This is a genomic window from Sunxiuqinia sp., assembly GCF_055140945.1.
Genome location: NZ_JBSQYS010000018.1, coordinates 25312 through 51760 on the forward strand (window position 1 = coordinate 25312; position 26449 = coordinate 51760).

At 40.8% G+C, this 26449-nt stretch carries 26 protein-coding genes; 15 read left to right on the forward strand and 11 right to left on the reverse strand.

The window, feature by feature from the left end; all coding sequences use genetic code 11:
• Nucleotides 1–46 precede the first annotated feature (46 nt).
• From porV to ACTB00_RS10320, 8 genes are all read left to right on the forward strand, one after another.
• Nucleotides 47–1198: a type IX secretion system outer membrane channel protein PorV gene (gene porV, locus ACTB00_RS10285; RefSeq protein WP_463299832.1), complete on the forward strand. Its 1152-nt coding sequence runs from the start codon at nucleotides 47–49 to the stop codon at nucleotides 1196–1198.
• Nucleotides 1195–1680 carry a 2-C-methyl-D-erythritol 2,4-cyclodiphosphate synthase gene (gene ispF, locus ACTB00_RS10290; protein ID WP_463299833.1) on the forward strand — a complete coding sequence of 162 codons (486 nt, stop codon included), beginning with the start codon at nucleotides 1195–1197 and terminating at the stop codon, nucleotides 1678–1680. Before porV ends, ispF begins: the two co-directional genes overlap by 4 nt.
• On the forward strand, nucleotides 1677–2042 hold the full coding sequence (locus ACTB00_RS10295; protein ID WP_463299834.1) for a CoA-binding protein: 366 nt from the start codon (nucleotides 1677–1679) through the stop codon (nucleotides 2040–2042). Before ispF ends, ACTB00_RS10295 begins: the two co-directional genes overlap by 4 nt.
• A complete protein-coding gene (locus ACTB00_RS10300) occupies nucleotides 2043–2375 on the forward strand; it encodes a thioredoxin family protein (protein WP_463299835.1) in 333 nt (110 codons plus the stop codon).
• 59 nt (nucleotides 2376–2434) lie between these two features.
• Nucleotides 2435–4600: a tetratricopeptide repeat-containing sensor histidine kinase gene (locus ACTB00_RS10305; protein WP_463299836.1), complete on the forward strand. Its 2166-nt coding sequence runs from the start codon at nucleotides 2435–2437 to the stop codon at nucleotides 4598–4600.
• A gap of 467 nt (nucleotides 4601–5067) precedes the next feature.
• A complete protein-coding gene (locus ACTB00_RS10310; RefSeq protein ID WP_463299838.1) occupies nucleotides 5068–5661 on the forward strand; it encodes a LemA family protein in 594 nt (197 codons plus the stop codon).
• Between the two features lie 20 nt (nucleotides 5662–5681).
• Entirely contained in the window at nucleotides 5682–6122 is a 441-nt protein-coding gene (locus ACTB00_RS10315; RefSeq protein ID WP_463299839.1) for a TPM domain-containing protein, read from the forward strand.
• A 6-nt stretch (nucleotides 6123–6128) separates the two neighbouring features.
• Nucleotides 6129–6938, forward strand: coding sequence for a TPM domain-containing protein (locus tag ACTB00_RS10320; protein ID WP_463299840.1), 810 nt, complete (start codon nucleotides 6129–6131; stop codon nucleotides 6936–6938).
• A gap of 250 nt (nucleotides 6939–7188) precedes the next feature.
• On the opposite strand, the gene ACTB00_RS10325 is transcribed toward ACTB00_RS10320, so the two are convergent.
• The 4 genes from ACTB00_RS10325 to ACTB00_RS10340 all read right to left on the reverse strand — a co-directional run bounded on the left by ACTB00_RS10325 (nucleotide 7189) and on the right by ACTB00_RS10340 (nucleotide 10479).
• Nucleotides 7189–7968, reverse strand: coding sequence for a zinc ribbon domain-containing protein (locus ACTB00_RS10325; RefSeq protein ID WP_463299841.1), 780 nt, complete (start codon nucleotides 7966–7968; stop codon nucleotides 7189–7191).
• A 24-nt stretch (nucleotides 7969–7992) separates the two neighbouring features.
• The gene (locus ACTB00_RS10330) at nucleotides 7993–9090 is read right to left on the reverse strand and encodes a Nif3-like dinuclear metal center hexameric protein (RefSeq protein WP_463299843.1); all 1098 of its coding nucleotides are present in this window, start codon (nucleotides 9088–9090) and stop codon (nucleotides 7993–7995) included.
• A 66-nt stretch (nucleotides 9091–9156) separates the two neighbouring features.
• Entirely contained in the window at nucleotides 9157–9495 is a 339-nt protein-coding gene (locus ACTB00_RS10335; protein ID WP_463299844.1) for a MerR family transcriptional regulator, read from the reverse strand.
• 12 nt (nucleotides 9496–9507) lie between these two features.
• Complete coding sequence (locus ACTB00_RS10340) at nucleotides 9508–10479, reverse strand: M23 family metallopeptidase (protein WP_463299845.1); 972 nt, start codon at nucleotides 10477–10479, stop codon at nucleotides 9508–9510.
• Nucleotides 10480–10658: 179 nt separating this feature from the next.
• Between ACTB00_RS10340 and alaS the strand changes: the two genes are divergently transcribed.
• On the forward strand, nucleotides 10659–13283 hold the full coding sequence (gene alaS, locus ACTB00_RS10345) for an alanine--tRNA ligase (RefSeq protein ID WP_463299846.1): 2625 nt from the start codon (nucleotides 10659–10661) through the stop codon (nucleotides 13281–13283).
• 54 nt (nucleotides 13284–13337) lie between these two features.
• Here alaS and ACTB00_RS10350 read toward each other — a convergent pair whose 3' ends face one another.
• Both ACTB00_RS10350 and ACTB00_RS10355 read right to left on the reverse strand, forming a co-directional pair.
• Nucleotides 13338–13580, reverse strand: a complete 243-nt coding sequence (locus ACTB00_RS10350) for a putative signal transducing protein (RefSeq protein WP_463299847.1) — start codon at nucleotides 13578–13580, stop codon at nucleotides 13338–13340.
• Nucleotides 13581–13715: 135 nt separating this feature from the next.
• Nucleotides 13716–13922, reverse strand: a complete 207-nt coding sequence (locus ACTB00_RS10355) for a YgaP family membrane protein (RefSeq protein WP_463299848.1) — start codon at nucleotides 13920–13922, stop codon at nucleotides 13716–13718.
• A 383-nt stretch (nucleotides 13923–14305) separates the two neighbouring features.
• Here ACTB00_RS10355 and ccsB point away from each other — a divergent pair, with 383 nt between their 5' ends.
• Together ccsB and ACTB00_RS10365 are read left to right on the forward strand one after the other, a co-directional pair.
• A complete protein-coding gene (gene ccsB / locus ACTB00_RS10360) occupies nucleotides 14306–17353 on the forward strand; it encodes a c-type cytochrome biogenesis protein CcsB (protein WP_463299849.1) in 3048 nt (1015 codons plus the stop codon).
• A 141-nt stretch (nucleotides 17354–17494) separates the two neighbouring features.
• Nucleotides 17495–19369: an AMP-dependent synthetase/ligase gene (locus tag ACTB00_RS10365; protein ID WP_463299850.1), complete on the forward strand. Its 1875-nt coding sequence runs from the start codon at nucleotides 17495–17497 to the stop codon at nucleotides 19367–19369.
• A gap of 8 nt (nucleotides 19370–19377) precedes the next feature.
• Here ACTB00_RS10365 and ACTB00_RS10370 read toward each other — a convergent pair whose 3' ends face one another.
• The 5 genes from ACTB00_RS10370 to ACTB00_RS10390 form a co-directional block, all read right to left on the reverse strand.
• Nucleotides 19378–20166 carry an SDR family oxidoreductase gene (locus ACTB00_RS10370; RefSeq protein WP_463299851.1) on the reverse strand — a complete coding sequence of 263 codons (789 nt, stop codon included), beginning with the start codon at nucleotides 20164–20166 and terminating at the stop codon, nucleotides 19378–19380.
• Between the two features lie 37 nt (nucleotides 20167–20203).
• Nucleotides 20204–20644, reverse strand: a complete 441-nt coding sequence (locus ACTB00_RS10375) for a hypothetical protein (RefSeq protein ID WP_463299852.1) — start codon at nucleotides 20642–20644, stop codon at nucleotides 20204–20206.
• 78 nt (nucleotides 20645–20722) lie between these two features.
• Entirely contained in the window at nucleotides 20723–21148 is a 426-nt protein-coding gene (locus ACTB00_RS10380; protein WP_463299853.1) for a VOC family protein, read from the reverse strand.
• Nucleotides 21149–21152: 4 nt separating this feature from the next.
• Nucleotides 21153–21419: a TfoX/Sxy family protein gene (locus tag ACTB00_RS10385; protein ID WP_463299854.1), complete on the reverse strand. Its 267-nt coding sequence runs from the start codon at nucleotides 21417–21419 to the stop codon at nucleotides 21153–21155.
• Nucleotides 21420–21442: 23 nt separating this feature from the next.
• Nucleotides 21443–21883: a bacteriohemerythrin gene (locus ACTB00_RS10390; protein ID WP_463299855.1), complete on the reverse strand. Its 441-nt coding sequence runs from the start codon at nucleotides 21881–21883 to the stop codon at nucleotides 21443–21445.
• Nucleotides 21884–22089: 206 nt separating this feature from the next.
• Between ACTB00_RS10390 and ACTB00_RS10395 the strand changes: the two genes are divergently transcribed.
• From ACTB00_RS10395 to ACTB00_RS10410, 4 genes are read left to right on the forward strand one after another with little or no spacing between them, the layout of a single operon-like run.
• Nucleotides 22090–22860, forward strand: coding sequence for an ATP-binding protein (locus ACTB00_RS10395; RefSeq protein WP_463299856.1), 771 nt, complete (start codon nucleotides 22090–22092; stop codon nucleotides 22858–22860).
• A gap of 1 nt (nucleotide 22861) precedes the next feature.
• Entirely contained in the window at nucleotides 22862–24037 is a 1176-nt protein-coding gene (locus ACTB00_RS10400; protein ID WP_463299857.1) for a radical SAM protein, read from the forward strand.
• 6 nt (nucleotides 24038–24043) lie between these two features.
• Nucleotides 24044–25612 (forward strand): polyprenyl synthetase family protein, encoded by a 1569-nt coding sequence (locus ACTB00_RS10405; RefSeq protein WP_463299858.1) that lies wholly within the window; start codon nucleotides 24044–24046, stop codon nucleotides 25610–25612.
• An 8-nt stretch (nucleotides 25613–25620) separates the two neighbouring features.
• Nucleotides 25621–26448: a hypothetical protein gene (locus ACTB00_RS10410; RefSeq protein WP_463299859.1), complete on the forward strand. Its 828-nt coding sequence runs from the start codon at nucleotides 25621–25623 to the stop codon at nucleotides 26446–26448.
• The last annotated feature ends 1 nt before the right edge of the window (nucleotide 26449 follow it).

The window sequence follows — 26449 nt, forward strand, 5'->3', positions numbered from 1 at the left end:
GCTGCAATGATATATATTTGCAACTCAATTTTTTGAAACAGAAATAATGGAAAGACGATTCGCGGTTCTTATAACCTTAATTGGACTAGGTTTATTGACAAACAAAACTTTTGCTCAAACAAATTCGACAACAGGTGCTAATACAATTTTAACGGGGGTGCCATTTCTACAAATTGCTCCCGACTCGCGTGCTGGTGCTATGGGAGATGTTGGTGCTGCCACCACACCTGATATGAACTCTCAGCACTGGAATGCTGCAAAATATGCTTTCATCGAAAGTGAAATGGGTGTTGCCTTATCATACACTCCTTGGTTGCGAAATTTGGTTGATGATATTAATGTGGCATACCTGGTTGGTCATAAAAAGTTAGATGACTTGCAATCGTTTAGTGCATCTCTTCGTTATTTTTCGTTGGGTGATATTTCTTTTATGAGCAATGAAGGTACATTTCAGGGAACACAAAGTCCGAACGAATTTGCATTTGATGTTGCCTATACCCGTTTGTTATCCGACTACTTTTCAGGATCTGTTGCCTTGAGGTATATTCATTCTGATTTGGCTCCCGGACAGGAAGGAATTACACCGGGAAATTCATATGCTGCCGATATCTCTTTTTATTACCAAAATGAAATGAGAGTGAATCGCAAAGAATCAACTATTTCAGCAGGTGTTGCAATCACTAATATTGGTAGTAAGATATCGTATACTGATGGTGAACAGAAAGATTTCATTCCTACAAACTTAAGGTTAGGGGTTGGTTATAAAACCGAAATGGACAGGTATAATACCATTGGTTTTTATTTTGACATTAATAAACTACTTGTTCCAACGCCAGCGTTGGATACTGTCGGTATTTTCGGCGATCGTTATGGTGAAGATAAGTCTCCTATTGCGGGTATATTTAGTTCATTTAATGATGCTCCGGGCGGATTTTCTGAAGAACTTCAGGAAGTTAACCTATCCTTTGGTGCTGAATACTGGTACAACAAGCAATTTGCCTTACGTGCAGGATATTTCTATGAGCATGAGAATAAGGGTAACAGAAAATATTTTTCTGCCGGAGCAGGACTAAAGTTGAATGTATTTGCATTGGACTTTTCGTACCTCATGCCTACGGAGCAAAATCATCCGCTGGCAAATACCCTGAGATTTACGCTTTCGTTTGATTTCGAATCGTTTAGTAATCAACGACGATGAACCCTTTTCGTATCGGTTATGGCTACGATGTGCACCAAATGGCAGATGGAGAAAGCCTTTGGCTAGGTGGTGTTCAAATTAAGCATGACAAAGGGACTGTTGCTCATTCAGATGGCGATGTGCTGATTCATGCGCTTTGCGATGCCATGTTGGGGGCTGTAAAACTTCGCGACATTGGGTTTCATTTTCCGGATAACTCGGCAGACTACAAAAATATTGATAGTAAAAAGCTGTTGGCTAAAGTAAAGGATCTGATTGAATCAAAGGGTTATGTGCTAGGCAATGCCGACATTACAATTGCTGCTCAAAAACCCAAGTTGATGAATCATATTCCGGCAATGGAAAAAACACTTACAGATGTGCTTCAATCCGATGCTGAAGCAATTTCAATAAAAGCCACCACCACTGAAAAATTAGGTTTTGAAGGGCGTGAAGAAGGAATCTCTGCTCATGCGGTTGTTTTACTAATGAAAAAGACATGATGAAAAAAAAGACATTGGTAATTGGTGCGAGTGAGAAACCTGAAAGATATTCCAACAAAGCGATCAGGGCTTTGAGAAAGCATCAGCATCCGGTAGTTGCCATTGCTCCGAGAGCTGGCCATGTTGATGATGTTGAGTTTGATACCGACAAGTTATTGTATGATGATATAGATACGGTAACACTTTATGTAGGGTCTCGGCATCAGTCCGGCTACTACGATTACTTGATCGACTTAAAACCCCGGCGTGTGATTTTTAATCCGGGAACTGAGAACGATGAACTTGCTGGTCGATTGTCCGACAATGGCATCGAAGTTCAGGAAGCTTGTACCTTGGTGTTGTTGAGTATCGGAGCCTATTAAATGTACACGCCTGTTAAAACACTCGAACAATATAACGATCTGCTTCGAAAAGAGCAGGCGTTATTGTTTTACTTTTCTACCGACGAATGTCAGGTTTGCAAAGTTATAAAGCCCAAAATTGAAAAATTGTTGAGTGCCAATTTCCCGAAAATCAAATTGTTTTACATCAACTTAAACACTTCTCCTGAACTATCGGCACAAAATAGGATATTTGCAGTGCCAACGATTCAGCTTGTATTCGGAGGACGTGAATACTTTCGCAAAAGCCGTAGTTTTAGCCTTGCCGAACTGGAGGATGAGATTGCCCGTCCGTATCGTTTAATGTTTACATAAATAATTTTGACAAACTCATAAATAAGGCTATTTTTACTTATCAAACAAAAGCCTTTGCATTGAGACATATATTGTTACTTGTTATTCTTCTCACTGGCGTTTTTCATAATGCTCAGTCAGAAAAATCAAAAATCGATAGTTTAGAGGCTTTGGTTCCCCAATTTGAAGGAGCTGAGCTGGTAGATGTATACCTTACTCTTGCCGAAGAGTACATGTATGTCGTTCCGGTTAAGTCAATAGAATATGCCGAGCGTTCATTAGTCATCTTGGGTGATTCTGTTCAGAATGATCAATCTTGTTATGCCAATTTGTTAATTGGAACCGGATATATTTTTACCGGGGAGTTTCAAAAAGGGAAAAAGCATTTAACTCCGGGGTTAGAACTTGCCAGGAAGTTAAATAATCAGAAATACATTAGTATTGGCTTGAGCTCCTTAGCGGCCTACCACATGAATACGGGAGATTACGAAGAAGCACTAAGCTTGTTCAAACAAACCTTGCAGGTCGCAACGGAAGCCGGCTTGCCGGGATGGAAAGCAAGAGCAAAGTTTAATATCGGTTCAATTTTAACGAATAAAGGAGATCGGGCTGGTGGGCTCCAAAATATGATTGAAGCACTGAAGTATTTTGAATCGACCGACAATGTATCCGTTGCTGCAAGAATATTGAACAACATTGCCGTGAATTATCATTCCTGGAAAGAGTATGATTTAGCGTTGGAATATTACCGAAAAACCCTTCGTAAACACGAGTTGAGTGGAGATATTTTGGGGAAAGTCGTGGTGCTCAACAATATTGCAGAGATTTATAAAGATAAGAGCCAGTACAAAATGGCTTTCAAATATTATAACCAAATATTTGAGTTGGCAAAAACCAATGAAATTAGTGAGTTTTATCTTGCTGTTGGAAAGGTTGGGTATGCTGAAACCTACTCAAAAGTCGAAAAATTAGATTCGGCCAGACGATATGCCAATGAATCTCTGGAAGTATTTCAAAGCGCAGAAATGGAAGAAGGTGTTATCAATGCAAAGCTCATTCTTGGTTATGTCGACATGAAAGAAGGCAAACTGCGAAATGCCAGAAAGCATGCTGAATATTGCATCGAAAAGTCGGTACAAGTAGGATTAAAAGAGCTTAGTTTAAAAGCTTATTTGTTGCAGGCTCAGATCTTGGAACGGATGAACCTTTATGCTGAATCACTTAAAAATTATAAAAGCTATGTTGCAATAAGTGATTCATTGAGCAAAGAAAATCAGGCTCATCAGTTAGCATTGCATCGTGCAGAGTTGGATATCGCAGATAAAGAAAATGAAATTGCACTTCTTCAGAAAAACAATGAGATAAAGGACTTGCAGTTAATTAAGCAAAAGTCTCAGGCTCGTACATTAATAGTTGCTATTGCCCTGTTGGTCATTGTTATCGCATTGTCGTTAGTTTATAATGGATCAAGGAAAAAAGCAAATTTATTGTTGCAACAGAAAAATGAGCAGATCCTCAGTCAGCATGAAGAACTCATACGGGTAAATCAGACAAAAGATAGATTTTTATCAATAATCGGTCATGATTTAAGAAACCCAATTGGCGCGTTTAAAGACATGATTAGCCAGCTTGCTGAATTTCCTGATATGTTTACTGAAGAGCTTCGAACGCAAATACTGGAGGAGTTAAGAGATGAAGCTGAGGGCACCTATTTTTTGCTTGATAACTTATTACTTTGGGCTAAAACACAAAAAGAAAGTATTCAGTTTAAGCCCGAAAAGCTGAAGCTTAGTCTGATTATAAAAAATAACATCATACTAAATACCCGTATTGCCGAGCAAAAATCGATTGATTTGAGTTCTGAAGTATCGGATCGTGTTTTTGTTTTTGCGGATCAAAATATGGTTGACCTTATTATTCGGAATTTGCTATCAAACGCTTTGAAATTTACCCCCAAAGAGGGCAAAATATGGGTGAGAGTTCAACAGAAGGATGATGATTTTTATGAAGTGAGCATTACCGATACGGGGGTTGGTATTAAAAAAGACGATATTCCCCGAATACTTGATGGGAACGATCTTTTATCAACCTATGGAACAAATAACGAAAAAGGCTCCGGCTTAGGGTTGATTCTGTGTAAAGAGTTTGTTGAGATAAATGGTGGGAATATTCAAGTCCAATCGGTTGTTGAAAAAGGTAGTAGATTCTCTTTTACCTTGAAGAAATATCAGTCGCCTCAGGCTTAAAACGATAATTATTCTCGATAGATCTCGATGCCAAAATGGCACAATCTGATGGGTCGGCATAGAACAGAATTTTGTGATTAAGAATTTCGGTCAGTTGAATTTTGTTTTTTTTGTATCGTATTGCTATCCATTGGTTTAAGTCTGGCTGAAACTGAGCTCCTCTTTTTTATGGCTCCCAGGGGTATCTGTTTTTCTTCATTTCTGCCAAAACACGTGTTTTTGGTTCACCATTTGAGGGAACAAGCCTATCGACAAAAATGTAACATTCCCCGATAATGGGAAGCTATTTTTGACCGATTTTATCATATTTGTGAAACATTAAATTTTTAGATAGATGAAAACCATGATCAAAGTTTTGCTCACACAGGAGGATGATTATTGGGGAGTTCCATGCGTTGGTGCACGACATGAAAGCACTACATTGGAATGCGGAAATTGTACGAACTTAAAGTAAAAAATATAAACACATGAAGAAGATTTGGATTGTTCTAGCTGTAATTGCAGTAGTTATTTTGATTATTTACTCTTCCTTTAAAGGGACTTATAATACGATGGTATCGAAAGATGAATCGGTTAATGCTGCCTGGGCTCAGGTAGAAAACGTTTACCAACGGCGTGCTGATCTGATTCCTAACTTGGTGAATACTGTAAAGGGTTATGCATCCCACGAAAGGGAGACATTAGAATCGGTAATTGAAGCCCGTTCGAAAGCAACCTCGGTAAATGTAAATCCTGAAAACCTGAATGAACAAAGTTTGCAGCAGTTTCAACAGGCACAATCGGGTTTAAGCTCGGCCTTAAGTCGATTGATGGTGGTGGTTGAGCGCTACCCAGATCTGAAAGCTAATCAGAACTTTTTGGATTTACAGGCTCAGCTGGAAGGAACGGAAAACCGGATAGCAGTAGAGCGTCGGAAATTTAATGAGAGTGCCCGCTCGTTTAATACCTACATACGTTCGTTTCCAAAAAATATTTATGCCAATATGTTCGGCTTCGAAAAGAAAGCTTATTTTGAAGCAGAACAGGGTGCCGAAAATGCTCCAGAGGTAAGTTTTGAATAGAAGTTAAAAAAGGAAAAACGATGTCAGCACAATCATTTTTTACCGAAGAAGAAAAGAAACAGATCACCGATGCGATCAAAAAAGCGGAGTTAAATACCTCCGGTGAAGTTCGTTTACATGTAGAGGGAAAATGTCCTGAAGATGTGCTTGATCGGGCCGCCTATTGGTTTGAAAAACTGGAGATGCACAAAACAGAACTGCGCAACGGTGTTTTGTTTTATCTGGCAGTGAAAGATCAAAAGTTTGCCATTTTGGGCGATGCAGGACTTAATGCCAAAGTTCCTGGCGACTTTTGGGAAAAGATCAAAACACATATGCTTTCAAAGTTCAAGGAGGGGCTGTTTGCCGCTGGTTTAGCCGAAGGTATTTTAATGGCAGGCGAACAACTCAAATCGCATTTCCCTCACCAAACAGATGATGTTAACGAATTGTCCGATGAAATTTCATTTGGAAAAAAATAGAGCAGCATGTTTAAAAAAATCACAATAATACTAGCACTTTTTATTTCACTGAGTTCTTTCGCGCAGGATATTCCTGAGCGACCCAATCCTCCGCAGTTGGTCAACGACATGGCCGACGTGCTTTCTAATGGACAGGAGCAACAATTGGAGATGGAGTTGGAGCAATTTGCCCGCGAAACTTCTAACCAAATTGCGATTGTAACCGTTCCTGATCTGGGGGGCTATCCGGCATCAGAATTTGCTTTTCGATTAGGTGAAGAGTGGGGCGTTGGACAAAAGGACAAAGGCAACGGAGTAGTGGTGCTGTTCAAACCCAAAACCAGCGATTCGAAAGGACAGGTTTTTGTTGCTGTAGGATATGGTCTGGAAGGGGCAATTCCGGATGCTGTCGCTAATCGCGACATCGTCGATTATGAAATGATTCCGCACTTTAAACAAGGTGATGTTTATGGTGGGTTGCATGCAGGAACACAAGTGATCAAGTCATTGGCTAAAGGAGAATTTTCAGCAGCTGAATACCATGAGAAAGCCAGTGGTGGAGGTGGCGGCGGTCTGGGCGTTATTATCTTCCTCTTTGTGATCTTCTTTTTCGTGGTTCCAATTCTTCGCGGACGAAAGCGATATTACGGTGCGACCAGTCGTGGTAGCAGTTTGCCATTTTGGTTATTAATGGGTGGCATGATGGGCTCCGGTCGTAGTCATGGCGGGTCGTTTGGTAATTTCTCCAGTGGCGGCGGCAGCTTTGGCGGCGGTGGTGGTTTCGGCGGATTTGGCGGCGGTGGCTTCGGCGGCGGCGGTGCCGGTGGAAGTTGGTAAACAAACGAAGCAATAAAATATTTTCAATAGATAAAAAATCCGACCTTTTCGAAAAATATCGGATTTTTCTTTTTGGTACACTGGATTCCGATCCGCTGATGGTCGAATAAGTAGAGGAACGGAATTCCTGGCACTTGGATTTTAGTTAAATTGAGCGGATGACTTGAAAGTCACACTCAATAACATGACATAAAAAAACCTTTAGAAATCAATCTAAAGGTTTTTTAGTATCGTTGAATAAGCGATTGGCTTATTTGCTTTCTTCACTTAGTTGTTCTGGTTCAAGGATGTCTTTGTCAACCAAAATACGTCCGCAGTATTCGCAAACAATAATTTTCTTGCGGTTGGCAATATCCATCTGACGTTGCGGCGGAATTTTCGCAAAACAACCACCACAAGCATCACGCTGTACGGTAACCACTGAAAGTCCGTTGCGGGCATTTTTGCGGATACGTTTAAAAGCAGTTAGTAAACGTGGCTCAATGATGCCTTCAATTTTTTCTGCTTTATTTTTCAGCTTTTCTTCTTCAATTTTCGTTTCAGCTGTAATTTCTTCCAATTCTCTTTTCTTACGTTCAAGGTCTTCCTGACGCTCTGATAATTGAGTTTTAGAAGAATCAACTGCTTCTTTTTTTGTAGCTAAATCAGTCGTAAATTCTTTGATTCTCTTATCTGAAAGCTCAATTTCCAGTTTTTGGAATTCAATTTCCTTGCTCAACGAGTCGTACTCACGGTTGTTGCGAACATTGTTTTGTTGTTCGGTGTACTTGGCAATTAAAGCTTCCGATTCCTTGATGGCAGCTTTACGGTTGGCAATTGATGTTTCCAGCGTTTTAATGTCGTCGCTGTAATTACCCACACGAGTTGTCAATCCGGCAATGTCATCTTCCAAATCTTGAACCTCTAAAGGAAGCTCACCACGAAGGGTTTTAATTTTGTCAATGTCAGAAACAACAGTTTGTAACTCGTAAAGTGCTTTTAGCTTCTCGCTAATTGGAACTGATTTGTCTTCTTGATGCTGTGTATTCATATTTTGAATGCTCTAATTTTCTTTTTAAACCAGATAATTTACCGGGTTGGTATTTACCTCCGATAAACGGACTGCAAATTTAGGGAATTTTTTTGTAAGTAATTCATAAAAAACTTCTTTAGTGAATTGCTCACTTTCAAAATGACCGATGTCAGCTAGTACAATTTTGCCGTCAGCCTCAAAGAATTGGTGATATTTCAGGTCTCCGGTAACAAATACATCTGCTTTGGAGTTAATGGCCTGACGAATTAAAAAGCTACCTGAGCCCCCACAAACGGCGACTTTTTTAACTTTTCTTCCGATCAACGGACTGTGTTTCACCGCGCCGGATCCAAATATTTTTTTTGTTTGTTGCAAAAATTTCTTCTCTTCAATTGGTGTCGCGAGTTCCCCAATCATCCCAATCCCAACTTGCGGGTTTTCATTATCCAGCGAATAAATATCGTAAGCGACTTCTTCGTATGGGTGAGCCTCAATTAATGCACGGATCACTTGCCCTTGGATATGTGCTGGGAAGATTGTTTCAAAACGAATTTCATTCTCATAATGAATTTCCCCGGGTTTCCCCACAAATGGTTTAGTTTTTTCTTCTCCCCGAAAACTCCCTTTGCCGGGAATTGAGTAAGCGCAGGAATCGTAATTTCCAATGTGTCCCGCACCTACCTTAAAGATTGCCTGCTGCACATTTGCAGCATGGTCAAACGGAATAAAGGTGACCAGTTTTTTTAGCTGACCGGAAACCGGAGCTAAAATCTGAACATTCTCGAGTCCTAATTTCTCGCATATTTTACTGTTTACTCCTCCGAGTACGCTGTCCAAATTGGTATGAGAAGCATAGATGGCAATGTCGTTTTTAATTGCTTTAATCACGCATCGCTCAACCTCATTTTTACCGGTTATTTTTTTCAATCCAGCAAAGATGAGCGGATGATGGGCGACAATCAAATCGCTTTTTGTTTCGATGGCCTCGTCCAAAATGGCTTCGGTAACATCCAGTGTTATTAGCGTTTGGTTGATTTCTTTTTGGGGATCACCTACCAATAGTCCGGCATTATCGTATGATTCTTGATAAGCCAGTGGGGCAATCGACTCGAGGTATGTTGTAATTTCGCTTAATTTCATTTGCTCAGTTTCGAATTTCGAGTTCAAAATTTTAAATTTCATCAACTACCATGTTCCCGCCAATTCTTATCCCATCTTATCTTTGATGTCGATTAGCATTTGCTTAATGGTTTGCAATCGATCCACCAATTCGTGCTTATTCAACGTATCTTCTTTATTGTCTTTTAATTTTTGCTTGGCACCTTTAATGGTTAATCCGCGTTCGTTGGTCAAATGATTGATTAACTTGATGTTTTCAATATCTTCCTTCGTAAACAGGCGGTTGCCTTTTTTGTTTTTTTGAGGTTTTAGAATGTCAAATTCATTTTCCCAATAGCGAATTTTTGATTTGTTGACCTGAAACATCTCCGCTACCTCGCCAATGGGATAAAAGACTTTTTCTATTTTGGGCTTTTTGTATGGCACACTTTTAATGGGTTAGTCGTACGATTGCCCCATGTTCGACGAAATCGCGATCATCTTTTCGTATTCCTGTGGTGTCAGGTCTTTAAAGTAGTAATATTGCGGATTCACTGCCTTGCCGTTTTTGTGTACTTCGTAATGCAGGTGTGGTCCGGAAGAAGTTCCTTTACTTCCAACGTAACCAATGACATTTCCGCGCTTCACTTTTTGGCCTCTTTTAACATTGAACTCATTTAAGTGACCGTACAAGGTTTCGTAACCAAATCCATGGTCGATCACAATCCACTGTCCAAAACCGGTATGGGATCTTTTTACCTCTTTTACAGTTCCGTCACCTGTTGCATAAACTTCGGTGCCAATTGGTGCGGTAAAGTCCATTCCGTAGTGAAAGCGGCGAATTTTATATATCGGGTGAATGCGAAATCCCCAGCCCGACGCCGTTCGTTTCATGTCTTTATTGGACACCGGCATGACAGCTGGAATGCTTGATAGCATTTCTTCTTTATCCAGGGCCAGCTTTAAAACTTCATCGTATGATTTGGATTGAATGTAGGCTTCTTTTGCTATTACATCAAGCTTTCGGGCTGTGTTAATCACCAGTTCCGAATTGTCCATGCTTTCGAGTCTTGCATACTTGTTTACTCCACCAAATCCAGTTTTTCTGATCGAGTTTGGTATTGGATCAGCTTCAAAAACAACACGATATAAATTGTCATCTCGTTGCTGGATATCTGCAAGAACATCTTCAATGCTTTCCAGATTCTTGTACATAAATTCGTATTGCGTGAGCAGCCGTCGGTTTTCCTGCTTTAAGTTGCGCATTTTAGGTGTTTCGTAAAATTGTAGAAAAATAACAACCAAAATAATACTCATAACCAAGCTGGCGGCGAATAACAATAAAAAGCGGTTGACTTTAGATTTTAAGTTGCGTTCAACCTTATCGTAACTGAGGGTTTCGGGGTTGAATTTATACTTAACTTTTGCCATAAAAAAACAATTTCTTTTTCTGAAGTATAACAAATTTAAGTAATTAATCTAACTTTGCAAGACTTTAAAATCAGGCAGATTGACTACTCAATGCAAAAGTAATTGAATTATTGGTTTAATCAGTTTGATTAGTTGGCTGTGAAGCACTTTTTAACAAATTTTAAACGTATTAAGGAACGATGGAGATGAATTCCAAAGCGATCAGAAAGGCCTTTCTGGACTTTTTTATTTCAAAGCAACATACCATAGTCGATTCAGCCCCAATGGTGGTGAAAAATGATCCAACACTCATGTTTACCAACGCCGGGATGAACCAATTCAAAGATATTTTTCTGGGCAATCAGCCGGCGAAATCAGTGCGGGTAGCCGATACCCAAAAATGCCTCCGGGTTTCCGGAAAGCATAACGACTTGGAAGAGGTTGGTCATGATACTTACCACCATACCATGTTTGAGATGCTCGGAAACTGGTCGTTTGGCGACTATTTCAAGGAAGATGCGATCAACTGGGCCTGGGAATTTTTGCACGACAAAATGGGGATTCATCCTGACCGGATGTATGCGACTGTTTTCGAAGGCAGTGCTGATGACAAGTTAGGTTTGGATGAAGAAGCCAAGCATCTGTGGTTGCAACATTTACCTGCTCATCATGTTTTGAACGGAAATAAGAAAGATAACTTTTGGGAAATGGGTGACACCGGTCCTTGTGGTCCTTGCTCGGAGCTTCATGTGGATTTGCGTGATGACCAGGAACGGTCAACAGTGCCGGGAGCTGAGTTGGTGAATAAAGATCATCCGTTGGTGATTGAAATCTGGAACCTGGTATTTATTCAATTTAACCGGAGAGCAAATGGCAGTCTGGAAGAGTTGCCGGCAAAACATGTGGATACCGGGATGGGCTTTGAGCGCTTGTGTATGGTATTGCAAAATAAAAAGTCGAACTACGACACCGACGTTTTTCAAACGGTAATTAGTAAATTGGCTGAACTTTGTGGCAAAAAGTACGGCGAGAGTGAGAAGGAAGACATAGCTATGCGCGTAATTGCTGACCACTTGAGAGCTATTGCGTTTGCAATTGCTGATGGACAGTTGCCTTCGAACAATAAAGCCGGGTATGTGATTCGCCGAATTTTGCGTCGTGCGGTGCGTTATGGTTATACTTTCCTGAATTTCCGTGAAGCTTTTATTCATAAGCTGGTTAAAGCATTGAAAGAGAATATGGGAGAAGCATTCCCTGAGTTACAGTCGCAGCAGGAGTTGATCGAGAAAGTAATTAAAGAGGAAGAAGAAAGCTTTTTGCGTACCCTTGAAACCGGTATTCGACTGCTGGACGATGTGATGGGTAAGGCCAAAAAAGAAAAGCTTTCGGTTGTTTCAGGCAAAAGCGCTTTTGAACTTTACGATACATTTGGATTCCCACTGGATTTAACGGAGCTGATCTTACGTGAGAATGGTTTGTCGGTTAATCGTGCTGAGTTTGATGTGGAAATGAAAAAGCAGAAAGATCGCTCGCGAAACGCTGCGGCTCAGGAAACCAGCGATTGGGTCGAATTAAAGAAAATTGATGAAGTGAAGTTTCTGGGTTACACAACACTTGAAGCAGACATTCAAATTGCCCGTTATCGGAAAGTGAAACAAAAAGATAAAGAGTTTTATCATCTGGTTTTCGACCAAACACCATTTTATGGTGAGTCAGGAGGTCAGGCTGGGGACACTGGTTATATTGAAGCCAATGGTGCTAAAACAAGCATCATCGACACACAAAAGGAAAATAACCTGACGGTACATATTGCAAAGGAACTGCCATCTGATCCGGAAGCAACTTTTAAAGCAATTGTTAGTAATCAGAAACGTAAGTTAACCGCGAATAACCACACCGCAACGCATTTGCTCGATCAAGCTTTGCGCGAGGTATTGGGGACCCATGTGGAGCAAAAAGGTTCGTTGGTGAATGCCGATTACTTACGATTTGACTTCTCGCATTTTCAGAAAGTAAGCAAGGCCGAATTGGATAAAATTCAGGCTCGGGTGAATGAGCTGATTCGCCAAAACGATAAGCAAGAAGAAAAGCAGGATGTGCCTTTTGCTGAAGCTCAGAAAATGGGTGCCATTGCTTTGTTTGGTGAAAAATATGGCGACAATGTACGGGTAATTAAGTTTGGCGACTCAGTGGAGCTTTGTGGCGGAACACACGTTCCGGCAACCGGGCAAATTGGCTATTTTGTGATTACTTCGGAAAGTGCTATTTCTGCCGGTGTACGTCGTATTGAGGCAATTACAGCTGATAAAGCAGAAAGCTACATCAATAAAAATATGGATGAGCTTCATGAGTTGAGGGGCTTGTTCAACAACACCAAAAACCTGACAAAATCGGTTGACGATTTGATGCAGGAGAATGCCGCACTGAAGAAGCAATTGGAGGCATTTGAGAAGCAGGCTGCTGCCGGAGTGAAAGATGAATTGAAGAAAAAAATTAAGTCACTTGACGGGGTAAATGTTATTGCGGCCAAGGTCAATTTAGATTCCCCACAGGCCATTAAAGATTTAGCGTTCCAGTTGAAAGGCGAAGTTGATAATCTTTTCCTGGTGTTAGGAGCTGAAATAAAGGGAAAACCAAGTTTGAGCATTATGATTGCTGACAACCTGGTGAAAGAAAAAGGCTTAAATGCCGGGCAGATTGTTCGCGAAGCTGCCAAAGAAATGAAAGGCGGCGGTGGCGGTCAACCATTTTATGCGACAGCAGGTGGGAAGGATGTTGCCGGAATTGAAGCAGCGATTGCCAAAGCAGAATCATTTGTAGGTTAAAAGCTACAATAACAATATTTTAAGCTCCACCTGATGTTTTCTGGTGGAGCTTTTTTATGTCGCCGACTGAAATTCTTCAATTAAAGAAATGGCTTTCTGCTCATCTTTTTTATTGATGACAATCTCGACAGGTTGGAATCCACCTGCTGATACTTGCCAAGGCGCAATGCTTCCCATAAGTTCGTTGTTTATGAAACTTATTATTTCGTGGTCTTTTAAGAGCTCATTGACCATTTCAGCTTTCATGGGATTGCCTCTAAAGACGACAACTGTTTCCCTGTCCGGTGTTCGAATCATGGATGAAGATTATAGTTTTAAGCATTCAAATTAAGGAATTGTCTCGACTTGACATATCTTCCGCTGAAGAAGAAAATTGAAAGAGCAAAAAGAAAACCGACCCAGGTTAATCAAGGTAGATCTTTATATGCTTATTTAATTCTCTTTTTTACAGGTTCTCAATCCAAATGGCATGTATAGCGGGCAAAAACTAACCACACTGGTAAGTAGCAGAATGCAAGCGAAAATTAGCAGAACAATTGCAAGTGTGCCCGTAATAATATTGGCAAAATATAAAATAGCAATTAGTACGGCAACGATTGCCCGAATGACCCGATCAGCGATTCCCATGTTCTTTTTCATTGTTCTTGTTTTTAGGTTTAATAATAAAGGTTTATACTGAGAATGGTGAATTTTGTTACTTTTCAGGTGTGATTTGAAAATTACCAGCGATAACAGGTTCTGCTGAGCTCGGTGTTTGAATTTTGATATTCACAGAATACCAGACCGCACTTTTTTTTGATGATTTTTGATGAAACTTTTGTTGATCCAATAGCTTAGTAGTTATTGCAATATTAAGACAAGTAGGTCGTTATTTCGATGTGCAAAACTTCGGAGACTTTTTTTCAGCATAAAAACCAAGCTAAACTAAATATCTAAAAATGTGTTTATCTGACTAACATTAATATTGCTGCGCTTTTGCATTATGCTTTTATATTGACTTTAGTAATTCAAAGACACTTCTGATGAAGAAAATATATCAATTTCTGGTTTCCACTTCTTTTATGGGTTTTTTATTGTTGGTACTTGCTTTTTCAATGGCTATAGCCACGTTCGTCGAAAGTAGTTATGGCACTCCGGCAGCAAAAGCACTGATATATAACACACATTGGTTCGAGCTTGTATTCTTATTGTTGGGAGTTAACTTGGTGCATAATCTTTTGCGCTATCGTTTATACACCAAAAAGAAGCTGACCATCGGATTGTTTCACTTGTCATTCATCGTTATCATTCTGGGAGCAGCCGTTACTCGTTACATTAGTTTTGAAGGGGTAATGCATATTCGCGAAGGAAGTTCAAACAACTATATTGTTTCAACTGACTCTTATTTCACCCTAAAAACACCGGAGAAGGAAATTGAAAAGAAAGTTATTTTTTCGGAGCTAACACCAAATCAGTTTAGCAAAAGTATCGACCTTGAAGGTCAATCGGTGAGTGTTAAGTCTGTTGGCTTTGTGAAGCATGCTGTTAAAACTCCTGTGGAAAGTCCAAATGGGGTGCCATTGGTGGATTTTGTGGTTTCAGCAGGACAAGGTATGCAGAGCTTTACTTTTGGGAAAGGAGAAACAATAAATCTGGGGGCGGCCGTTGTTGGCTTCGAAGGCAATGCCGATATTCGTTTTGAGCAGGAAGGTTCAGCTTTTTTCATAGTGACCGACCGGGATTTGGAGCTACGTTCGATGACTGGAGGTGAATCAAAACTAATTCCTGCCGGATCGCGCACCGAATTACAAACCATGCAGTTATATGCCTTTGGTAATTATATGTTACTAGTGAAGAAGTATTATGAGACAGCTAGTTTGCGAGTTAGTAAAGATGAAACGGGAAATGCTCAGGAAGATGCGGTTATTGTTGAAATTTCGGATGGAGAACGACAGGCTGTTATTAATGTTTTCGGGCGTGCCGGGCAAATTGGAGACCCCGTAACCTATATGGTTGGAAATACAGCGATTGAACTTACTTATGGTTCACAGCCGGTTTATTTGCCATTTAGTTTGGGGTTGAAAGATTTTCAATTGGAACGGTATATCGGTTCAGAAAGTCCATCGTCATTTGCGAGCGAAATTGAATTAGTTGATCCCGAGAAAAATGTCAGGCGGGATGTGCGGATTTTCATGAATAACACATTGCAATATCGCGGCTACCGTTTTTACCAATCTTCATACGATCAGGATGAGTTGGGAACAGTACTTTCTGTGAACAAGGATTTTTGGGGAACATTGGTGACTTATATAGGCTATTTGCTGCTGACGGTGGCGCTTATCTTATCATTATTCAATAAAAATTCGTATTTCCAGTTTTTAGTACGTCATCTAAAGTCATCGGCTAATACAAAAATGGCCATATTACTTTTGGGTTTTACGATGGTCGGAAGTCAAAGCTTTGCTCAGGAGAGTCCTGCTAATATAATTCCTCCGCTGAATGAGCAACTGGTCGAAGATTTTTCAGAGCTGTGGGTTCATGGGCGTGACGGACGTATTGAGCCCATGTCAACGTTGTCGAGCGAAATCTTACGAAAATTGAGCCGGAGATCATCATTGAATGGCATGTCGTCAGACGAAGTTGTGCTGAGCATGAATCTTTATCCGGATTATTGGAAAACAGTTCCATTTATTAAGATTGATCCGGAGATTGCGAAGGCTCTTGGCGTCACTCAGAAGTATGCTAGAATCCTTGATTTGTTTGATGAAAGCGGACAATATCAAATTACCGACGAGGTGAAGGCGGCTTTTGCAAAGGCACCGGCTTTAAGGAACAAGTTGGAAAAAGAATACATCTATTTGGACGAACGACTGAATATCAGCTTTATGATATTCAGTGGCAACTTGTTTACTTTTTTTCCTCCCGAAAATCAAACCGATGCCTGGTGGCCGGCGGGTAGCAACCCAACGGGATACCCTTCAGCCGACTCCCTGTTTGTGAACCGCAGCTTTCATTTGCTGGCCGAGTCTATCAAAACAGAGTCGGATATTCAGCCACGGCAAATTATAGCTACGATCGCTTCGTTTCAGCAAAAGTTTGGAGCTGATATTTTACCATCCGAACAGCGAAAATCTGCCGAAATATTCTACAATAGTTATCAGCCTTTTAAACGCATTTTCCCGTGGTATTTACTAATCGGATTTACGCTGTTAACAGTACTTTTTGTGAATATCTTTCGTAGAAAAACGATTGGCAATATCACCAAATATACTTTTACCGGTTTGATCTTTCTTATTTTTCTGCTTCATACCGGAGGACTAATTTTACGCTGGTACATTGCCGGTCATGCGCCATGGAGTAACGGTTACGAATCGATGATTTACGTGGCGTGGGCAGTGATGCTGGCCGGTGTTATTTTTGGCCGGAAATATCCGATGGTTCTCGGAACAGGCGCTTTTTTAACCGGTATCACCTTGTTTGTAGCTCATTTGAACTGGATGAATCCTGAAATTACTCATTTGGTGCCGGTGCTCAAATCATACTGGCTGCTCATTCATGTTGCTGTTATTACAGCGAGCTATGGTTTTATCGGATTAAGTTCATTCTTGGGTATTTTGGTTCTGATTTTATATGTGCTTATTAAAGAAAGTAACAAAGAAAATGTCGCCTACTTTATCGATCAGCTAACAACCATCAGCGAGTTGTCGGCAACTATAGGGCTTTACATGCTAACCATTGGAACCTTTTTGGGAGGTGTTTGGGCTAACGAAAGCTGGGGGCGTTACTGGGGATGGGATCCAAAGGAAACCTGGGCTTTAATTACTGCAGTCATATTTGCCTTCATTGTTCATATGCGGATGATTCCTTCCTTGAAAGGCCGTTATAATTATAACCTGGCAACGGTAATCGGCTTTACCTCTGTGCTGATGACTTACTTTGGTGTTAACTACTTTTTGTCGGGTATGCACTCTTATGGTAAAGGATCGGCCAATGGTGTTCATTGGGCTGTTTACGTTGCTTTTGGAGTGATAGCTATTCTGGCTGTTTGGTCATACATCAAATATAAAAAATATGAAGAGGTGATCGAATAACTTGATATAGAGTCAGCAAGGCACTTGAAAAGTTTTTTTTCTCCCAACATCGGTTTTTTTCAGAAGTTGTAAAACACAAATATTTAAAAGTTTGAAATATTAACTTTGCGAGGTTGATTGGAAAAAACGAAACACTTTATTATGGGAAAAGGCGTTACTAGAACCTTTGATATTCTTGATTATTGTGAAAAGAATTATCCTCGCGAAGATGCCCTTGGAGGTAAGGCCAATGGAAAATGGTATACTTATTCTACGACAGAGTATAAACAAAAATCAGATGAGTTTGCAAAAGGGATTTTATCCTTTGGCTTAAATAAAGGTGATAAAGTTGCTACGGTAACAACTAATTGCCCGGAGTGGAACTTTGTGGATATGGGACTTGCAATGGCAGGCTTGGTTCATGTCCCGATTTATCCGACAATCGGAGAAGACGAGTATCAATATATTTTGGAGCACGCTGAAGTCAAATACCTGATTGTTGGGGATAAAAAGCTATTCGATAAAATTTACCCTGTAGCGAAAGCAATCAAGTCAATTCAGGGAATTTACGCTTTTGAAGATTTTGAAGGCTGTGCTCATTTCAGAGAAATTTTGGAGATCGGCAAGAATAAAAAGGATGAGTTGACCGATCAGTTAGAACATATAAAGCAGTCCGTAAGTCCCGAAGAGATTGCAACGCTGATTTATACTTCAGGAACTACCGGAGTTCCCAAGGGAGTGATGCTGACTCATCGAAACCTGGTTTCAAATTTCTTATCGCACGTTAATGTGCACCACTTGGGAGCTGAACATCGGGTGATTAGCTTTCTTCCGCTTTGCCATGTTTATGAGCGTAGTGTGAACTATCATTTTCAGTACAAAGGAATGGGCGTATACTACGTTGGTAACCTTGGACAGATCGTGCCTGCCATTAAGGAAATTAAACCTCATATTTTTAACTCGGTGCCACGCCTGCTCGAACGTATTTACGATGGGTTTGTGTCGAAAGGGAAGGAGTTGACAGGAGTCAAAAAGGTGATATACTTTTGGGCATTGCACTTGACTCGCCATTTTGAGTACAATAAAAAGTACTCTGTTTTTCTAAAGTTGAGGATCCGGTTAGCCGATAAACTTGTTTATTCCAAATGGCGTGAAGCGCTGGGAAATAATATTACTTATATCGTTTCTGGTGGAGCTGCTTTGCAACCCCGAATTGCCCGTGTTCTTGGCATGGCTGGCATGCAGGTTCTTGAAGGTTATGGTTTGACTGAAACATCGCCGGTTATTGCTGTTAATAACCCGGCTACCGGAGAAATGAAAATTGGCACTGTTGGCGGAGTGTTAGACTGTGTGGAGGTTAAAATTGCTGATGACGGGGAAATTCTTTGTAAAGGACCATCAGTTATGAAAGGTTACTATAAAGCACCCGATTTAACCGATGAGGTTATTGACGAGGAAGGATGGTTTCACACAGGGGATATTGGCATTTTAGACGAAGGAACCTTTTTAAAGATTACCGATCGGAAAAAGGAAATGTTTAAGATGTCGGGTGGAAAATATATTGCCCCACAAATGATTGAAAATAAGTTAAAAGAGTCTTTCTTTATTGAGCAGGCCATGGTGATTGGCGAAAATGAAAAGTTTGCCAGTGCTTTAATTTCTCCCAACTTTGAGTATTTGCATGACTGGTGTTCTCAGCACAAAATCCATTTTCGTGACAACGAGGAATTGGTGCAAAAAAAGGAAGTTAACTCCCAGTTTTTCAAGGAGGTTTCAACCATCAATAAATCATTGGGGCAGCATGAGGAAATTAAGCGTTTTCGCTTGGTGTGTGAAGAATGGACACCGCAAAGTGGCGAGCTTTCGCCAACACTCAAGTTGAAGCGCAATTTCGTAACGAAGAAGTATCAACACATTATCGATGAGGTCTATTCCAGTTCGAAATCGAACAATGGAGGAGGTGGGCTGAAATTGCCTAAGATGAAAGTTAATCTTCGGTTTGACTCAAATGAACTACTCAAAAAACTAAGGTTTTAAGAGAGAGTCTACCAAACGGTTTTTATTAGTCCGCCATCTACTTGCAAGCTTGCTCCGGTAATGTATGATGCTGCCTCGGAAAGCAAAAAAGCACCGACCTTTCCAAATTCATCCGTACTGCCATAGCGTCCCAAAGGAATGGTTTTGCAATTTGCCTTCTGAATGTCTTCAACAGGAAGGTCACCTTGTTGCGCCTTAATTTGATCGAGTGAGCGCACCCGATCGGTATCAATTCGACCGGGCATCAAATTGTTGACACGGATTTGGTGGGGAGCAAATTCTTTCGCGAGTGATTTTACCAAACTGGTTACTCCAGAACGAAACACATTGGACAAAAGCAGAGTCTCGATTGGTTCTTTCACCGACATGGATGTAATTGTCAGAATACTTCCGCCATTTTCTTTCATTGATGGTAAAACTGCATTTATCATCCGAACCGCACTCATCAAGGTTAGCTCAAAAGCTTTTTGCCAGTCATTGTCTGTAAAATCCTGAAATCCGCCAGCCGGAGGTCCGCCAGCATTCACTAAAAGCCCGTCAATGCGTCCAAAACGGTTTATCACCGCTTTTGTCCAATTCAAAATAGAATCAGGTGATGCTGCGTCCATAACAAAAGGGAAAACCTCCGCTCCTGTTTCCTGATGCAATTTTTTAGCAGCTTGCTCCAGCTCTGTCTTTGTTCTGCTTGCCAAACATACAATCGCACCATCCTTTGCCAGTTCGCGGGCAATTCCATATCCCAAGCCTTTGCTGGACGCAGCGAGCATGAAAACTTTATCTTTTACCTGTAGTTCCATTTTTCAAAATATAGGCAATCTTAAACTGGTCGTTAGCCTATGCAATTACCCTGCTCCATGGTATCGCAGCCAAAATGATGATGTATGCAATTCCAAAAAATACGAGTGAAAGACCAAACTTCCTTCGCGCTGAAATTGCTTTTTTAGTCTTGCTTCTTCCGATATGCACTAAAGCAAGGGCAATTAGCATCATGATGAAGTGTTCGACTGCGTAGAAACGTAAGTCGGCATTTTTCATTGCTGCACCAAAATCCTGAAAAGCAGCTTTGGTAATTGGACTGTAACCAAAATAAAGAACGAGTCCAACGATTAACTGAATGTCTATGATTGCTGTAAACAAAATCCCCAGAATGTTGTCTGATTTCATCCAACCTTTCTGGCTGAACCAGCCCATGAAATATTTCACCAAGGTCACCAAGGCCACCAATAAAATCAACCAACGTAAGGAGTTATGCAAGTGTAATAAACCTGTGTACATAGTTTCTGTATTTATTTATTCTATCAAAACGTTTTCGAGGGCTTTTGGTTGAGAATATTTAGCTGTTACGGTTTTGTGCTATTCCAAAATCAAACTCCCATTGTTGTCAAACTTCCAAAACGGAGCCCAGGCTATTTCCCACGAATGACCATCAGGGTCAGCAAAGTAGCAATCGTATCCGCCCCAGAAAGTTTTTCTGGGTTCGACCAATGATTTTCCTCCATTTTCAATGACTTGTTTGTAAAGCTGGTCTACAGCTTCTTTTGATTCCAGATTGATAGCCAAAGTAACGCCGGAAAATCCGCTTCGATCGGCGGAGGTTTCTGCATCTTCTGCTAATTTATCCAGCGGGTACAAGGCGAATACGATTCCGCTTTGGTTATAGAAAACAATGTTTTCGTCACTGCCTTTCGCGGGCTCCCAGCCCAAAGCTGTTCGGTAAAATTCACGTGATTGTTTTAGCTTGTTCACGCCAATGGTAACGATGTTTAAACGTGGTTTCATGATTCTATTTTTGTATATTCCGTATGTTCAGGAATTCTTTCAACTCTTGCTTTCGCTCTTTAGGTAACTGGTGCCACCGAATTCCCAATATTGCTCCTTCCAGCGCACACAACATACTTAAACAGGCTCCTTTGTCAACTGTTTTTAAACGAGTAAGTACTTGTTCCGCTCCAATTGCCTTCAGTTGTTCAGGCGTTTCAATTCCAACTTCCCTTAATTTGTTTTCAACTACTTTCCCGATGTTGGGTAGATCTCGTAATTGTTGCATCATTTTTAGCGTAAATAGTTGGTCAATTAGAACTTCAATGTTTGGTATCGAACCTTAAGGTGGTTTGATTTTTTGAAGTATTCGTATTCAGGATCGAGCTTTTGAATATGATTTTTCCACCATTTTTCCAAAAACTGCATCATGTCAAGCGCACTTGGAGGATTGTTAGTGGCGAAATTCGCGTTGAAGTAGGATATTTCCAAAATGTATGCGCGGTGTTCTTTTTTGTGCATGGTTAGGTCAGGATACATCATTTTTTCCATGTAGGTTTCTTCCTTTTTAAAATGATAGATGCTGTAGTCAGTCATCTTCGAAAGTGCTTCAGTAAAAGTAGACTTGTTGTAACCCGTATTTACCAACTCAGCCAATTGGTTATATATTTCAAATAATTTGATGTGATCTGAATCGATGGAGTCATTTCCAATAGAGTATTTATCTTTCCAATGAATCGTATTTACAGTGGCCATAAGACAGGTTTAGATTGATGATTTTTATACTATAATAGTACTGATATTTGACTGAGATTGCAAGGACATAATGACATAATAAATATATTCAACGAGTTATAATTCTACCTTTTGTAAAAACTTGTTAATGCTGTCATAGAATTCATGTTTGGATTTCCCGGTTGCAAAGATTTTAATTTACTTAGTTCATTCAATTGACAAAGAGTATGATTGCAAAAACATGTATCCTTTTTTGCCGATGTGGAGCAAATGTCATTTCATCATCAAAAACAGACCAATTAGCAGATCGTTTTAGTAAGCTGGATGTTGATGTGTTTGAATTGAAGGATCTGTGTGCCTTTTCAGTTCGTGAAAAGGATGTACTTCAGACTATCGGGAAAAATTACACCCACAAAATAGTTATTGCTTGCTACCCCAGAGCCGTTAAGAACATGCTCAGACAAGGGGGGGTAGACCTTGGTCGTTATGAAGTGCTGAACTTTAAAGAACTTTCGGTGGATGAAATTCTTGAGCAGTTGTACGGTGAATTTCAATTGAGTGCTGGAGAGGCTCGCTATCAGGTTCAAGTGTCCGATTTGGACGTACCAGCGTGGTATCCGGTTATTGATGAGTCTCGATGTACGCTTTGTGGCCAGTGTGCCCGGTTTTGCTTATTTGGTGTTTACAGTTATAACAAAAAGGCCTTAAAAGTAATTAGTCCGCTGGCTTGTAAGAATAATTGCCCGGCATGTGGACGAACTTGTCCAACATCGGCCATCATGTTTCCACGGTTGGCAGAACAGTCAACTTTGGCTGGAGCAGAACCCGGAGCAGAAAGCAAGTCGGGAGCCGGTAAGCAGAGTAGTTTGTTTGTCCGGTTAAATGAACGGAATCAAGTTCGAAAAAATATTTTCAAGCAGGGGGTTGTTCAAATGGCTGAGGAAGAAAGACGCAAAGCGTTAGAACAGTTTAGAAAGAGTGAAGGAAAAACGGAGTAGTATGCTGAAACAATTGCTGTTTAAAACCGATAGGAAATGCTTATATAAGTTCATCTACAACATGGGCGTGAAGGGAATTATGAGCTTTAATCGTTATCAGAAACGGTTAAAAAGGGGCGAGTTTTTTCCGGCTTTCCATTTCATTTCGGTAACCGATGATTGCAACCTGAATTGCCAGGGATGTTGGGTGATGGGGAAAAAGAAAAACAGCCGGATGTCAGCCGGGCAATTGGATCAAATTATTACTGAAACGAAAGCTCAGGGATCTTATTTCTTCGGGATTCTGGGCGGAGAACCTCTGCTATATAAGCCCTTGTTTGATATTTTTCAAAAACATCAGGATTGCTATTTTCAGTTGTTTACCAACGGAACTTTATTGTCAGAGGAAGTTGCTGAAAAGCTTCGGAAGTGTGCGAATGTAACACCACTGATTAGTTTTGAAGGCGATGAACAAGTCGCAGATGTGCGTCGTGGCGGAAACGATATTTTTCATCGTACGCAAGAAGCCATCCAACACGCTACCAATGCCGGTTTAGTTACTGGTGTGGCGATGAGTGTGTGTAAATCAAATTTGAAATTGGCTTTGTCTGAAAAATTTATCCGGTCGCTGATTGACAAAGGAGTGCTCTATTTGTGGTACTATGTTTATCGCCCGGTTGGCGAGAATGCGACCATCGAATTAAGTTTGAGCAAAGAAGAAATACAACAGCTACGTTTGCACATGGTTGAAGCGCGAACAAAATACAACATCGCTATTATTGATGCTTACTGGGATGGTGATGGGAATGGACTATGTCCGGCTGCTTCCGGATTGAGTCACCATATCAACGCATCGGGAGATATTGAGCCTTGTCCCGTGATTCAATTTGCTAAAGACCATGTTGACGACAAACCATTGGCTGAAATTTACCAGTCGTCGGAGTTTTTAAAAGAGTTGAAAGTTGAGATACCCGGGAAAACTTCAGGCTGCATTATTATGGAAGACCCGCAATGGTTGGCCAATTTCGTTGAAAAGCATGAGGCCAATGACACTTCAGGAAGAGAGAATGAACTTGAACGATTGAGGAGGATGACTCCGGTTTCCAGTCACGGGTCAGGAAAGCCAATTCCGGAGAAAAAATGGATTTATAAATTTGCAAAGAACCGGGCTTTTTTCGGTTTAGGTGCATACGGATAAACAACGATGATAAAAACACAACGTTTATTAAAAGTTCCACAAGATATTAAGCTTCGAAATCTTCTTCGAAAGGAGGCCAAACGCTTGATTATGCAGAAAGGAATGCTTCCGCCTGCTGATTTTTCGCTGTTGGAAGAAATGGCTTTGGAGGTACTCGCAAATTTGTCTGCTGATCAGGAATTTTTGGATTTTACCATTGTGCTATGTGGAAATGAATTGTGGCGAGACGTTATTGCAGCCACCCCATTTGAGCGTCGCTTGTTGTTGTTGCCTCAATGTCTGAAAAATTCGAAATCCTGCGAGGGCGACATGGATTCACTTGGCTTAATTTGTGCCGGATGTAAAGGTTGTCAGATTGACAGCGTATTGAGTAAGGCGGAAGCTTTGGGATACACAACCTTGGTGGCCGAAGGAACTACTGTTGCCGTGGGTTTGGTTGAGGAAGGAGCTATTGATGCCGTGATTGGTGTGAGTTGTATGCCGGTTTTGCAGCGTTCGTTTGAGCCTGTTTCACGAGCAGCAGTTCCGGTTATGGGATTGCCACTTTTGCACAATGGCTGCGAAAATACGAATGTGGATTATGGTTGGCTGTTTGAAGAGATGCATCTTTTGAAACCCGATGATGAAAAGCAGCCGCTATCAGTTTCACTGCTGAAAGACCAGGTGCAAGATTATTTTACTGAATTTACGCTTCAACATTACTTCAATTCGAATGATGAAACGGAGAAACTGGCGAAGCGTATGTTGATTATGGGAGGACAGCGTATTCGACCGTTGCTGACTGTTTTAGCCTATCGCTCCTACGCGAGTGAGTCGAACGATGAGCTTCAGGCTGCATTGGCATTAATCATTGAATGCTTTCATAAAGCCTCTCTTATTCATGATGACATCGAGGATGATGACGATTTTCGGTATGATCAGGAAACACTGCACCGTTCGCATGGAATTCCGCTAGCCATTAATGTGGGTGACTTTTTAATCGGAAAAGGTTACCAGTTGCTATCCAGTTTACAGGTAAATTCTGGCGTATTAGCCAAATCACTGCAAGTCGTTTCTTCATCGCATGTAAATCTATCAAAAGGGCAGGGGGCTGACTTGAATCTTGACGGTCAATTGAAATCGTATGCAGTCGATAATTTACTACATATATTTACACAAAAGACAGGGGAAGCTGTAAAGGTCGCGTTGTTGCTCGGTGCGATTAACGGAGGGGCATCAAAAGAAGATTTAAGGTGTCTGGAGACTTTTTCTGATTGGTTTGGTATTACCTACCAGATTCGTGATGATCTCAACGAATTCCGAGACGATCATCAGCCTGAGCATACTCACCATTTTCCGTTTCTATTGGCTTTGTTGAACGAGAAATTGGTAGCAGATGGTGAAACAGACCGATTTGTTTCAATCGAGCAATTGGGTTCAGAGCAATTGCACCAAGTATTGCGTGAGGAGGAAATCGATCGGCGTGCGGATGCTTTCTTAAAGCTGTACGTGGATAAATGTTATTACGAATTAAACCAGCTTCGGAACCTAAAACTTAAGTTGAGTTTATACGGAGTGATGGGCAAAATATTCTGAAAATAGCGATGGGATTTCGAGAAAACCATACTCCCGTTTACGCTGACTTTGTCCAGATTTTGAGAAAAGCCTTTAGCCTGCTTGAACCTGAAGTAAAAGAAGAAATCAAACTATTTGTAAATAGCCGGCAAGATGCAACAGGAGCATTTGTCGACCGTGGAGGGCAGGGCGATTTGTATTACTCGCTTTTCGGATATTGGTTATCATCGGCCTTGCAGTTATCTGAAAACCTGGAAAAACTAAGCAATTTTATCGCCGATAATGAGCAGCAAAAGCCGCAACAGCTTGTCGATAAATATTGTGCGTCATTGCTGAAGAAAGCTCTAGATATTAAGACAAAACCGCCTAAATTAAAGTCTTTGTTCTCTGACAGAGATTTCCAGACTAATTTTTCGTATCGGTTGTTTTTATTTCTGTTGGTTTTTGATGCGTGGTTTGGCCGAAAACGGTGGCTCATATTGATTGGGAAAATAGGTCTTTGGTTTTATCGACCACCCGCTGGAGCTCCCAGTAGCTTATGGGCTGCGACTACTGTAGCGACTTTTGAGCTCGGCGGAAATGTAAGCCGTAAACAACAACATTTGCTTAGCTATTTTGATGATTCATCGGGCTTTAAAGCTTTTCAACAAACAGCAAGTGCTGATACACTTTCAACGGGAGTTGCTTTATATGCGCTTCAGAAAACGGGATTCGATAACCGCATCATTGCTCCGGTGTGTTTTGATTTTATTCAGCAAAATTATGAACGAGGAGCTTTCTTGTCTGGTGATGGAGACCTCACCCGGGATTTGGAGTATACCTTTTATGGTCTACTGGCGTTGGGTAGTTTAGCTTAAT